The organism is Arthrospira sp. PCC 8006 (assembly GCF_046480465.1).
Lineage (GTDB): Bacteria > Cyanobacteriota > Cyanobacteriia > Cyanobacteriales > Microcoleaceae > Limnospira > Limnospira platensis.
The window spans coordinates 1-12,029 of sequence record NZ_PKGG01000164.1; the positions used below are offsets into that span (position 1 = coordinate 1).

The following is a 12,029-nucleotide window of genomic DNA, read 5'->3' on the forward strand; positions in this document are numbered from 1 at the left end:
TTTGATCGCCATGCTCTTGGGCAAAAGCTTTGAATTTATGCCAGTCGGTAATTTTGTGGTTATTGCCAGGTGGGTGATTAGGTTTAGGGAGGAAGTCTCCGGTCTGTGCTTTTCTTGGCAGCCAGAGATTAATGGTGTTCCGGCTGACATGGAAAACTTGACTGGCTTCTGTTTTGGGCATACCGTCTAGTTCAATTGCATCAATAACTTTTTGTCTGAGGTCGTAACTATAGGGGGCTGGCATTTTTGGTCTTCTTAGTCATCTCGTCCTCTCCATTATACGTCCTAACTTTCCTGTCTGGTGCTATAGATACTGCGATTAGTAGGAGTATTATGACGAGAGCGAGTTTAAAGACTACGTGGTTGTATACAGCTCTGAAAGTTGAAGTTACAAAGCAGGGGGTCGTAACCCTGTTCCCATGACAAAGGGGTGTCCACATCAGGAGCCGTATGAGGTGAAAGTCTCAAGTACGGTTTTGAATGGGAGTTGGGGAGGGTGACTTCCCTTTCGACCCCTACCCCTTGGAGGGAGTAGGATATGACTGAAAGCCAATGCCTAACCGTAATGCTTAGGATATGCCCACTAGTCACGGTATGGACATAGATACTGCGACGATTAAGAGTATTATGACGAGAGCGAGTTTAAAGACTACGTGGTTGTATACAGCTCCAAAAGTCGAAGTACGAAAGCAGGGGGTAGTAACTCTGTTCCTACGAAAAAGGGTGTCCATATCAGAAGCCGTGTGCTGGGAAACTCGCAAGCACGGTTTTGAAGTGGAGTTCGGGAAGGTGACTTCCTGTTCGACCATAACTCAGGGAGTTGTCAATCATTGGGGGGATACAGAGCGTCTACATAGCCTATAACCCCTATTCTACCGTTACTTAGGTGTTACTCAAAACCATAACAGGATAACAAGTGAGTAAAAAATGAGTAACGCTACTGATACCCCTACAGTAGGGGGAAAGGGTAACTATAATGAGAGTTACGCTAGATTCTTGAAAGCCTATCAAGACTTTAAAGGGGAATGTCCCAAAGGAGTGACACTCAAACTACAAAAGACCGGGGCTAGGTACAACCTACTATTGCAGTTTAAGCAACCACCTACCGGGAAACGGCTACCCAAAACGGCTAACCTTGAATGTACACCTCAAGGGGTGATAGACGGCGTTAGGAAAGCTAAGTTGGTATCAGAAGCCCTAGGGACTATCACTAGCGCTAGTGAATTTTGGGATTGGTACGATGCGACTATCTTAGGAAAGAACCAGATTGAGGATAATCTGATAACCTATCGGGAAATATTCCAACAACTAGAGGATGAGTATTTTGCGGGTTGCAACCGCAACACAGGAAGACCGCGTTCTCGCGATATTGTTAGTGACCTATCATCTTACGAGACTACTAAAGGAATATATTTCAGGCTGTTCCCTAACTGGGATGAATATCCTAGCTGGGAGAGTTTCAAGGCTATGCTATATATTCCCTTGCAGAATGGAGAACAATTAGTAGGCTCCAAAACCTTCAGGGAACGTTACTACATCTTAAAAGCCATAGCTGAGAAATCACCTAACAAAGACCATTTACTCAAACAGCTTGAACCTATTAACGCCAAACAAACACAATTCAAAAAGAAACAACGGATAGGCATCGATGCCTTTAAGGATTGGTGGTATAGCGCCAAACAAGAAGCCTATACTGTTAAAAACCCTCAACATCAATCATCCCGGCATAGTTGGTTATGGGTGACGGGTATGGCAGTAATGTACGGGTTAAGACCTACCGAGATAGCCGCCGCCGTTAATCTAACTAAGCCATTTGTAACTGAAGATGGCGTAATCATCAAAGCACTATCAGACCCTGATAATCAGGATAATTACTTGGTGCTAGGTGACTATGTTTACTTTACTGACGCAGAAGGTAGGAAAGTGAGTATTAAAACAGGGGGAAGGATTGTTGCTCCAATTCCCAGTCCTGAAATGTTTAAACTTCTGGAATTGAAACAGCCGTTGTTACCAGAATATAGCCATAAAAAAGGCGTTCAACCCAGAAGCATAATTGGAGGCTTTGACAAAAAGTTTACCAACATAATTTTCTCTATGAAATGCCCGGTAACCCAGAAATATGCTTTTCGTAGGCTGTACAACCTGTTAGGTGAAAAGTATGGACTACCTATCGAGTTGCGAGCGAGACTTATGGGTCATAGCACAATCGTCAACGAGAGTAAATATAAAACAAAAGGGATTGACGCTACCTTAGAAGTTCTCGATGGATGCTCTAAGTTACCTATACCGTTGAACGTAGCCATAGAACGGTTAACAGCGTTAGGGGTTGATATTGATAGCTCTGAAGCTAAATTATTTCTTGGAGTTATCTATCAGATAGATTAATCTAATCATCAACCTTTCATAAATTAACGCCCCTAGATTAAACCCCTAGGGGTTATTTTATGGCTACAGATTGATGGATCCTGTTATGGTTTTGAGTAACACCTAAGTAACGGTAGAATAGGGGTTGTAGGCTATATAGACGCTTCCGATCCGACCCTGGCTCCTTTAGCTTTGCGGGTTCTATTTGTATTTACCTGTGCAGCTATTTGGGTCGGGTTGTCAGGATCATTGCAAACGATTATCCGAGAAGCAGCTATTTATGCCCGCGAACGTCTTGTTAACTTGGGTTTGTTTCCTTACCTGGGATCCAAAATTATGGTTTTATGCTTTTTAGGATTAGCACAAACATTGTTAATGGCTGCGGTTGTGCTGCTGGGTTTTAAATCTCCAGAACCCACATTAATGCCTTGGATTATTGGACTCAGTATAACCACCTTTCTAACCTTAGTTACAAGTGGTTGTTTGGGTTTAGCAGTTTCCTGTTTTGTTCATAATGAGACTCAAGCTAATACAGCCCTTCCTCTATTGTTACTTCCTCAAATTATTTTTTCGGGAGTATTGTTCAAAATGGAAGGAATAGGAAAAATTATTTCTTGGTTGATGTTAAGTCGTTGGTCGGTGGGGGCTTATGGGGCTTTAGTCGATGTCAATGCTATGGTGCCGGAACCGATGAAAGCTCCCGACGGGAGCATTATTCCTCAACCTTTTGAGGTGACACCTGTTTACGATCCAACCTGGTCGAATTTGAGTTTAAACTGGTTTTTACTTGGATTGCACGCGATTGTTTATTTGACATTGGCATTGTGGAAACAAAAGCAGAAAGATATTTTTTAATCTCTCCACAGTCATTGCGTGAATGCCACATCAAATGAGAGTATAGCATTTTGAATCTATGAAACTATACTCCCATCTGCTCTTGGGAAAAGGATCCACGCAGATTATGAGATGCTTCCAATAGAAGTTGCCATCCGACTTCGATATATAATAATTTCACCTTTGTACTGTATGGGAGAAGAAATCCTCAAAATTTTCAACTTTCTTCATAAAGCAGTAACTTCAACCGTTTCAGCAGTCCCTCAATTTCAGAACGTTTTTGAGGGGATAGCCTAGCCTTTGAACGTCGGAATTGTTTCGCCAGGTCGGATATCTCGGTTTCCAATTGGTCTGGCAGTTCTGATACTTTGCTTTCCCTCACCAATTTCTGCACCTGTCTCAAGGTCAATTTTTGAGCGATCGCCTTTTCCAGCAGCGCCAACCTTTCCTCCTCGGACTTTAACTTGGCTATTTCCTTCGCTTTGGTGTAATCAATATCGCCCTCACCCAGAGCTTTCAGAATTTCCGGTGGCAGTTTCAACAGTGGTAATTGATTGCTCACGAATGAATCCCACGACATTCGACCCAGAGAGTCAAATGTGGATTTGACAATTTCGGCTTCCGATGTACCCATAGCGCTATGGGTAGTTACTTTTTTCTTAGCGTCGTTTTTCATTCGGTGCAGTAGCGATCGCACCTTTTCCACTGAGTCATTTAAGTTGATAGCCAACAGACGCAAAATCGCCTCAGTTTCCTCAATCGGGTTCAAATCCTCCCGCTGGATATTCTCGGTCAAAGCGCACTGCAAAGCCTCAGCATCGCTCATCTCCTTAACTTGAGCCGGTACGGTCTCAAGTCCCACAATTTGAGCCGCTCGATAGCGACGCTCCCCCGCCACTAACTCGTACTTACCCTTATCAATCGGTCGCACAATCAAATCCTGCAGGATGCCACTGCTTTTAATACTGGCAGCCAGTTTATTGATGCTTTGCTCAGAAAAATACTTTCTCGGTTGCACTTTCGAGATCACGATTTGCTTGATGGGAATTTGACGACGATCGCCAAATGTTCKGATTTGATAGTTTGGTAGAGTTTTCATCGGTCCTTTRGCAGTGMAGTGGTTTTCGGGTTTCCCTAAAATAGTTATCGGMTCGRAKCGAKAAATTTAYGCAATTTAGCACCCGAGTTTCCAGTCACTCTCGCCTTCCCACCCATCAAGGAAAAATGACTAGACAGGCGATCGCACTTTCCCCAAGTTGAGTAGGTTGGGTTTCGTTACCTCAACCCAACGCCACTATATCTAACTGCTGCCTTTCACCCAACCTACATGGCTGATATTTTACCTTGACAAATACCCGGATTTGACCTACACTATAACAATGGGAAATTGTGGCACTATATATATGGCTTTGACAGTGGCAAAACCCAAAGCCACGGTTTTAATTTAAGAAGTCCGAGAAAATCAGGCGATCGCCTTTTCACCGGTGACTTTTCTGTTGGAGAGTGCGATCGCATTTCCCGCCGCCTTTCTTGGGGAGAAGTGCGATCGCCTTTTCACCGGTGACTTTTTTGGGAAAGAGAGCGATCGCCTTTTCACCGGTGGCAGTTTTGGGAATGCTCCGCTTAGTGGGTGGGGTGTCTGAGAGAGAGCGATCGCATATCGTTTGGGACGGATTATATGACTATCCCGCCGCCTTGTGGTTAAGTAAAACCTTGTGCAGTTTGGGAAGGCGATCGCTTTTCGGGTGAGGTAAAGAAACCGGTAATTTCCCCGCCGCCTTGTGGTTAAGTGAAACCTTGTGCAGTTTGGGAAGGCGATCGCCTTTCGGGTGGTTGTGCAGTTTGGGAAGGCGATCGCTTTTCGGGTAGTTGTGCAGTTTGGGAAGTTAGGTGATCGCTTTTCGGGTGGAGAGCGATCGCTTTGTCACCGGCACCTTCCTGTTGAAACTGTTGTTTGCTTTTATGTTCACAATAGTTCACAATAGTTCACAATAAACTTGACGCATAAAAATTCATTTGCCATACTAAATATACTTTGAATAATTAAAAGCCTAGTATTATGCTTTCTGAGATTATTACTGAGAACGGACTAGACTTGGGTATCGCTACACCTGGGAATAATTATATCATCGTGTCTCAGCTTCCTCCAGGGCAAATCGCCCATTTCAGCGCTTCACCTTTCCAGAATGCGATCGCACTATTGGAAGGAGACGATTATCTCGTTAATGACAATAATGCAAAGATTATCTACGGCAACCAAGGGAATGACACCATTATTGGCGGTGACGGTAGTGATACCATCTTTGGGGGTCAAGATAATGATTTGCTAGAAGCTGGTAATGGTAACAATATCCTATTTGGCAATTTGGGTAATGACACCCTAATTGGAGGACCTGGAAACGATAGCCTGTATGGTGGCGCGGGTAATGATGTGATTATCGGAGGTCCTGGAAACAGCATTATTTCTGGTGACAAGGGATTAGACACCTTAACTGGTGGTAATGGCGCAAACCAGTTTATCCTACAATCATCGGGAGCTGACCGGGATGTAATTACTGATTTCAAATCCGGTATTGATAAGATGCGTCTTCCTACAGGTCTTACCTTTAATGATTTAGAGGTTCGAGGTGCTGGTGCTAACACGGAGATTGTCCGCAATGGTGAAGTTGTGGCAATTCTCAATGATGTGATGTCTTCTTCTATCAACAGCAATGATTTTATCACTGCTGGACAAGAAACACCGCCTCTACCTCCTATACCAATGCCACCTGCACCACTCCCCGTTGGAGATCCCCCGCCCCCACCGGGTACCACCCTTGCACAGGCTCGTGAATTGGGAATATTAACTGAAGATGGCTTTACAACTCGAGATTTTGTAGGCAGGGAAGATCCTGTCGATGATTATCGATTTACACTTCCGACTAATGGTCGCATCTCTGTTGTTCTTGGTGGTGTCACACAATCCGCAGAAGTTCGACTAATTAGAGACTTTAATAACAATGGAGAGATCAATCAAGGAGACGGTGATATTCTGGCATTGTCAATAGCTTCTTCTACGAATAATACTAATATTCAACGAGCTATACAAGCAGGGACTTATTATGTTCGAGTCGTACCTAGGTCTGGTAATAATACTAACTATGACTTAGAATTAGGCTTCCTCTCTCAACCGAGTACCACCCCAGCTAATCCTGGTAATACGTTAAGAAATGCTTTAAATCTTGGGACTTTATCACCAAGGGAAACACTCAGTTTCACTGAATTTGTAGGCGTGACTGATAGTAGTGATATCTATCAATTTACAGTTAACTCTAACAGTGATGTCAGGATAAATCTTGGTGGTGTCACACAATCCGCAGAAGTTCAACTAATTAAAGACTTTAATAACAATGGAGAGATCAATCAAGGAGACGGTGATATTCTGGCATTGTCAATAGCTTCTTCTACGAATAATACTGATATTCAACGAGCTATACAAGCAGGGACTTATTATGTTCGAGTCGTACCTAGGTCTGGTAATAATACTAACTATAATTTAACTATCTCTATTGAATAGCTTGTAGGTTGGGTTGAGGCGCCTCAACCCAACACCAGTATCTCTAACCTCTGTTCACTGTGTTTCATCCAACAGAATTTTAAAAAAATAACTTGAATGTTCAAAATTTCTCCATACCAAATGATAAAATTTGAGCTATGTCTACTCCTGAAAAAAACTTCATTCTCTCAATAAAAAAATGGTTTGAGTTAGGTCTTATTCAACTTCTCTTGCTTTCCACAGTCCCCATACCCATTGTTAAAGCTGAAATTCCATGTAGTTCTGAGAGGTTAAGAATTCTTGCCAAATCTTTAAGAAATGAATCGCCACCCTCTCCTGAAAGCCGAGAAATTCGCTCGGATAGGCATCGCTTTAAATTTCAAATTCCAGCAAACTATCGAGCTGTCATATCGGGAGATAACATTTTGATTCTTTCTCCAGAAGCCTATGAATTTCATCAGTGCCAACCTCGTACTACCCTATGGTACTCCGCCGCCAAAATTTTGGTAACTAACTCTAGTTTGCACCCGAGTGCTTCACTACAGCAAGTGTTTGAACGGCAATCACGTCGTGGACAAGAAGGTATTTTTCAACAAGTTAGTATTGCTGGAGAACCTGCATTACGTTATCATAGCCAAAGTCGCGATGGTCTCACCCGAAGTTATTTTCTCTTCTCACCTCAAAGAACTCAAACAATTACTATTTCCTCCTGGGTGAATTCAGTTAATGATCGGGAACCTGAAGTATTATCTCGCATTACGAATAACTTTGAGATTTTGTTTTCAGTTACAGAAAATCCGATCAGAATTGGTATTGTTCCGACATTAGAGTTTTGTGGTCTAGCCGTTTGGAAATATGCTGATGATAATTTGACGCATCTCTTAACTGCATCAGGTAGTGAGTTATCTGCTAACTTGAGACTTGACAATCAAATTTTGCAATTGAAATCGACAGGTTCAGAGATGTCATCAAGACAAACTAAGCCTCCCTCTAGTTTGACTTTTCAAAATTCTGATGGCTCCATTATTACAACTTTACAAGCAGATTGGAAAATTCAGCATCCTGGTACAAGTTATGGATGGGTTACTGATAATGCAACTCTTAAAGTGATTCAAGGAAATCAAACCACTGAATTGTCTGTGTTTGCAAGTTTTGGATGTCAGTTTTTATTCTATTGAATAAAGCTCTCGAAAGATAAAGTGAACGGGTGTGCAGTTTGGGATATATGAATCTCTCATAACGGAGGCGAGAAGTAGAGTGACTGTAGTTTTAGGCACTGTTCATCCTCATCGATTATCTAATTTTGTTGTTATTCGGTTATCTAATTTTGTTGTTATTCTGCTCTCCATCAAAAATTAATCTAATGAAAATACGACAATTGATTTTTCCATTACCTATTTTATCTTTGCTTTTCGGGACAATTTACACAAATGCGGGAAAGTTAGAACCAACAAGCGGAGAGTGCTTATTTTTTAGGAATGGACAGCTTGAAAAACGTCAAAGCTGCACCTATTTCGGCTATTCATGGACTGGCGGTGGTTTCACCCAACTAGAATGGGAAGATGGTGTCAGTACCGTGATTAACTTTGGTGTACAGGGACGAGGAGAGCGTCCTTGTCCAGAAGTGGGGGTTGATGGAGTCTGTGGAGAATGGGGTTTTCGAGATGCGGCTACGTTGGCTCCACTTAGCCAGCGGACTCTCCGGCGGATGAGTAATGGAGGTCCAATGTTCCGATGTGTCAATGTCAATAATAATTCAGTCTGTTGGCGTTAAAATTTGTCAATGATGACTCGTGTTATTCATTCAGAGTAAGTTGCCATGAGAGATTATTTAAAACTACCCACAATCCTGTCGCTGATGAGCCTCAGTCTCATCTTCGTGACTCCAGCTCAGGCTCAACAGTCGGCTCCCTGTTCTAATGATAACCAAGAACAGCCATCCCAAGCTCGTCGTGAAATCACGAACGAGGAATATGGTTTGCGATTTGAGATTCCTGCTAACTACAGGACTGAACTTCAGCGTGATTCGCGGTCCCATCAACGGTTATCTATTGCGGTTCGGAACCCAACTGATGTGGAATTTATTGACTGTGCAATTCGTAACCGGATGATTGGAGCAGGACCAATTTCTGATGTCATTGTTAGTATTGAACCTCGTCCTAGACATATCCGTAATGTCCGGGATATTTTCCGGGAGGAATCGGAATCTGGTATCACGGGACGTGAAATACTAGAATCTAGTTTTACAACAATTGCTGGACAAGATGCTGTGATTTATACAGTACAAACAATTTATCCTTATCGCCATCAAGCTGCACGGCTAATTCACCCGAATGGACAATATATAATTGTTATTCGGGCTGGAAACCATGGTGAAGAGATCGATCCCATTGATTTAGAAGTCATGGACATCATTATGTCTTCATTTAGAATTGACTAATAGAAGATATTGAGATTGACGACTAGATGGGACTGACCACTAACTACTCTTTTTCAAGGTGAGGCTGATGCGATCGTTCATTTTACTAAGTAGTCTGACAACCTTGGGATTCACCCCTCTTGTGGCCGAAGCAAATCCCAACTGGATAACCGTTCGTTGCACGTTCACCAGTGGCGAGAATCGCTTGCGTGATTCTTGTGAACTCAACCAAATTGATGATGAGTCGGGTCGCCGGGTGGGGTCTCAACTGAGGTGGAGCGATGGGGTGCTGACAGGAATCGAAGTGCTGACGATTAACCGAGAACCCCGCGATCGCGTTTGGTCTCGATTTGGTTTAGCTGAAATTGATGGTGAACTTAGCGACTATAAAGTTTTTAGCGATGGTGGAGTCTGTTTTACCATTCGCCGAAACCAAAATACGATTTGCTATCGTTAGGCTTCTGGAGTTATCGCTTCTACTCATCCCACCTAACTCGCGTTTCCTGTGGCTCATGGCTAGATTAAAATTTATCAAGATGAATTACCATGAAACCTTACATCCAGCTTAAAACTTCGTTGCTTTTTACTTTCATCAGTCTGGCAGGATTGGCGATGGCCACGACTGCGATCGCTCGACTGTAATGGTAGGGATATGCTGACAGGTTACGGTTTGATTGCCAAGAATAGAGCCAAGTAGGAGCTTACATGGCGCAGGCGAGTTTAAAGAAAGGCTTTGGCAAAACCAAACCAATCAAGACTACGAAAAACCCATGGAAGGCTATCCCATGGGCGAAAGTTCAACGGAAAGTTTTCCAACTCCAAAAGAGGATATTTCAAGCAGCTAAATCGGGACAGGATGCAAAGGTTAGAAGGTGGCAACGTCTATTGGTGAAATCATATTATGCCCGRCTCTTAGCAGTGCGGCTGTAGGGGCGGGTTCCACGGTCAGCCATGCTTCCCAACAGTCAGCTTAATAAACCCGCCCCCCCAAGCGGGTCAAGGCAAGAAGACAGCCGGAGTTGATGGAGTAAGAGTAATCTCTCCAAGACAAAGGTTTGAACTTGTTAAGAACATTAAGGGAAATCTCAAAGCAAAACCACTGCGTCGGGTTTGGATTCCAAAACCTGGTAGGGATGAAAAAAGCTGGAATAGGAATACCCACAATTCAAGATAGAGCAAGGCAAGCCTTGGTTAAGTCGGCTCTCGAACCTGAATGGGAATCGAGATTTGAAGGCACAAGCTACGGGTTCCGTCCCGGACGGTCAGCCCATGACGCAATTAGCAGAATTTACACTGCCATAAATCAAGGACAATATTATGTTCTCGATGCCGATATAGCAAAATGCTCTTACCGTGAACCATGATTACCTACTGTCCAAAATTCATTGTCCAAGCAGCCTAAAAAGAGACCTGAAACAATGGCTCCAAGCGGGAGTGCTAGATAAAGGTGTATTTGAGGATACAGAAGCAGGAACACTCAAGGAGGGGTAATAAGTCCAATACTCGCCAACATCGCACTGTTGGGAATGGAAAGGCTAGTTAAAGGAATGTATCCAAATAAAGGCACAGCCACCCAGGTGAACCTTATAAGATATGCCGATGATTTTGTGGTCATCTCCAAAGACCTAGGAATCATTGAACAGTGCAAAACTGCTATTTCTGAATGGCTAAAGCCTGTTGGATTAGAGATTAAACCTGAAAAAACTCGAATCTGCCATACACTCAAATCTATTGAGTATAACGGCAAAGCAGAGGAACCCGGATTTGATTTCTTAGGTTTCAATATTAGGCAATATCCTGTAGGAAAATATAGAACTGGGAAAATTCCACATGGGAAACTATTAGGACACAAAATTCACATAAAACCCAGCCAAAAAGCAGTTGCCCACACAGAAGTGATAAAAGGTGTAATTAAACAACATAAAACAGCACCTCAGTCAGCCCTGATTAACAAACTAAACCCAATTATTAGGGGATGGTCAAACTATTATTCAGGGGTAGTCTCAACAGAGACCTTCAATAAGCTAGACAACACAGTTTGGCAAATGTTAAGGGCATGGACAGTATCAAGATGCGGAAAGTCAAGTTACGAAAAGCTAAGAAATTATTTCAGACATAGAACAATTAAACTTAGCAATGGGAAAGAAAGACACGAAAATTGGCTGTTCCAAACCAAAGATGGGTTACATCTGTTCAAACACAACTGGACTCCAATTGTCAGACATACCCTAATACGCCCTGACGCAACACCATACGACGGAAATTGGACTTACTGGGCAACCAGGAAAGGACAAGCAATCGACACGCCAATTAGGGTAGCAAAACTACTCAAAAAACCAAAAGGTAGATGTACCTGGTGTGGGGAATTCTTTACCCCATCAGATTTAATTGAAATAGACCACATTGTACCTAGAAGCCAAGGCGGAAACGATGACTACAAGAATCTTCAATTATTACACCGCCATTGTCACGACGATAAAACAGCTCTTGATGAAGAGATGATGCTGTACTCTTAACAAGGAGACGGTCAAACTAGGAGCCGTATGAGGTGAAAGTCTCATGTACGGTTCTGCTGCTGAATGGGAGGGGTAGACCGTGAGGTCTATCTCGACCCCTAATAAAAATACATAGACACCCCCTGCAGTTAGAAACCATAGGGGGCCATTTAAGTTATTGGGGTAGCTGTTAGCTGTTAGCTGTTAGGGTTTACGCTTGTTTAGGGTTACACCGATAAAACATAGCTATAGCAGCTTGTTGAATCTTTTCGTTGGTAGTCTGGTCAGATTTTCCGATATAGATGTGATGGTTGATTTTACCGTCCCAGCCCTTCAGGTTCCAGTACGCGAAATTGTTGATAGATGTTTTTTTGCAAGCCGT

Annotated in this window: 14 protein-coding genes and 3 pseudogenes; 14 read left to right on the forward strand and 3 right to left on the reverse strand. The window is 42.9% G+C overall.

Translation table 11 applies throughout. The annotated features are described in order from the left end of the window. Positions 1-244 (reverse strand): IS630 transposase-related protein (locus B9T16_RS19870; RefSeq protein WP_410245579.1); only part of this gene is annotated, 244 nt, incomplete at its 3' end. A 413-nt stretch (positions 245-657) separates the two neighbouring features. Between B9T16_RS19870 and B9T16_RS19875 the strand changes: the two genes are divergently transcribed. The 3 genes and pseudogenes from B9T16_RS19875 to B9T16_RS19885 form a co-directional block, all read left to right on the forward strand. Then, positions 658-864: a hypothetical protein gene (locus B9T16_RS19875; protein WP_200874962.1), complete on the forward strand. Its 207-nt coding sequence runs from the start codon at positions 658-660 to the stop codon at positions 862-864. Between the two features lie 63 nt (positions 865-927). Beyond that, the gene (locus tag B9T16_RS19880) at positions 928-2,385 is read left to right on the forward strand and encodes a recombinase (protein ID WP_410245580.1); all 1,458 of its coding nucleotides are present in this window, start codon (positions 928-930) and stop codon (positions 2,383-2,385) included. A 138-nt stretch (positions 2,386-2,523) separates the two neighbouring features. After that, positions 2,524-3,219, forward strand: a pseudogene (locus B9T16_RS19885) (ABC transporter permease); the annotation flags it as partial. Positions 3,220-3,415: 196 nt separating this feature from the next. Here the strand turns inward: B9T16_RS19885 and B9T16_RS19890 are convergent. Beyond that, positions 3,416-4,297: a ParB/RepB/Spo0J family partition protein gene (locus B9T16_RS19890; protein ID WP_410245581.1), complete on the reverse strand. Its 882-nt coding sequence runs from the start codon at positions 4,295-4,297 to the stop codon at positions 3,416-3,418. A gap of 288 nt (positions 4,298-4,585) precedes the next feature. Between B9T16_RS19890 and B9T16_RS19895 the strand changes: the two genes are divergently transcribed. Next, a complete protein-coding gene (locus B9T16_RS19895) occupies positions 4,586-4,762 on the forward strand; it encodes a hypothetical protein (protein WP_410245582.1) in 177 nt (58 codons plus the stop codon). Then, positions 4,759-4,947, forward strand: coding sequence for a hypothetical protein (locus B9T16_RS19900; protein ID WP_126277471.1), 189 nt, complete (start codon positions 4,759-4,761; stop codon positions 4,945-4,947). Before B9T16_RS19895 ends, B9T16_RS19900 begins: the two co-directional genes overlap by 4 nt. A 36-nt stretch (positions 4,948-4,983) precedes the next feature. Here B9T16_RS19900 and B9T16_RS19905 read toward each other — a convergent pair whose 3' ends face one another. Then, the gene (locus B9T16_RS19905) at positions 4,984-5,178 is read right to left on the reverse strand and encodes a hypothetical protein (RefSeq protein WP_006616538.1); all 195 of its coding nucleotides are present in this window, start codon (positions 5,176-5,178) and stop codon (positions 4,984-4,986) included. A 79-nt stretch (positions 5,179-5,257) separates the two neighbouring features. On the opposite strand from B9T16_RS19905, the gene B9T16_RS19910 reads away from it, so the two are divergent. The 9 genes and pseudogenes from B9T16_RS19910 to B9T16_RS19950 all read left to right on the forward strand — a co-directional run bounded on the left by B9T16_RS19910 (position 5,258) and on the right by B9T16_RS19950 (position 11,668). After that, positions 5,258-6,754 (forward strand): pre-peptidase C-terminal domain-containing protein, encoded by a 1,497-nt coding sequence (locus B9T16_RS19910; RefSeq protein WP_035736249.1) that lies wholly within the window; start codon positions 5,258-5,260, stop codon positions 6,752-6,754. Positions 6,755-6,891: 137 nt separating this feature from the next. Beyond that, positions 6,892-7,911, forward strand: coding sequence for a hypothetical protein (locus tag B9T16_RS19915; protein ID WP_410245583.1), 1,020 nt, complete (start codon positions 6,892-6,894; stop codon positions 7,909-7,911). Between the two features lie 185 nt (positions 7,912-8,096). Continuing rightward, positions 8,097-8,507, forward strand: coding sequence for a hypothetical protein (locus B9T16_RS19920; RefSeq protein WP_006616535.1), 411 nt, complete (start codon positions 8,097-8,099; stop codon positions 8,505-8,507). A gap of 45 nt (positions 8,508-8,552) precedes the next feature. Beyond that, positions 8,553-9,173: a hypothetical protein gene (locus B9T16_RS19925; protein WP_006616534.1), complete on the forward strand. Its 621-nt coding sequence runs from the start codon at positions 8,553-8,555 to the stop codon at positions 9,171-9,173. A 121-nt stretch (positions 9,174-9,294) separates the two neighbouring features. Beyond that, complete coding sequence (locus B9T16_RS19930) at positions 9,295-9,609, forward strand: hypothetical protein (protein ID WP_006616533.1); 315 nt, start codon at positions 9,295-9,297, stop codon at positions 9,607-9,609. Between the two features lie 248 nt (positions 9,610-9,857). Next, positions 9,858-10,082 carry a reverse transcriptase N-terminal domain-containing protein gene (locus B9T16_RS19935; protein WP_014274745.1) on the forward strand — a complete coding sequence of 75 codons (225 nt, stop codon included), beginning with the start codon at positions 9,858-9,860 and terminating at the stop codon, positions 10,080-10,082. Between the two features lie 21 nt (positions 10,083-10,103). Continuing rightward, a pseudogene (locus tag B9T16_RS19940) lies at positions 10,104-10,326 on the forward strand (HNH endonuclease). Then, positions 10,286-10,879: pseudogene (locus B9T16_RS19945) on the forward strand (reverse transcriptase/maturase family protein); the annotation flags it as partial. The pseudogenes B9T16_RS19940 and B9T16_RS19945, both read left to right, overlap by 41 nt. A gap of 168 nt (positions 10,880-11,047) precedes the next feature. Further along, the gene (locus B9T16_RS19950; protein WP_410245584.1) at positions 11,048-11,668 is read left to right on the forward strand and encodes a group II intron maturase-specific domain-containing protein; all 621 of its coding nucleotides are present in this window, start codon (positions 11,048-11,050) and stop codon (positions 11,666-11,668) included. Positions 11,669-12,029 lie beyond the last annotated feature (361 nt).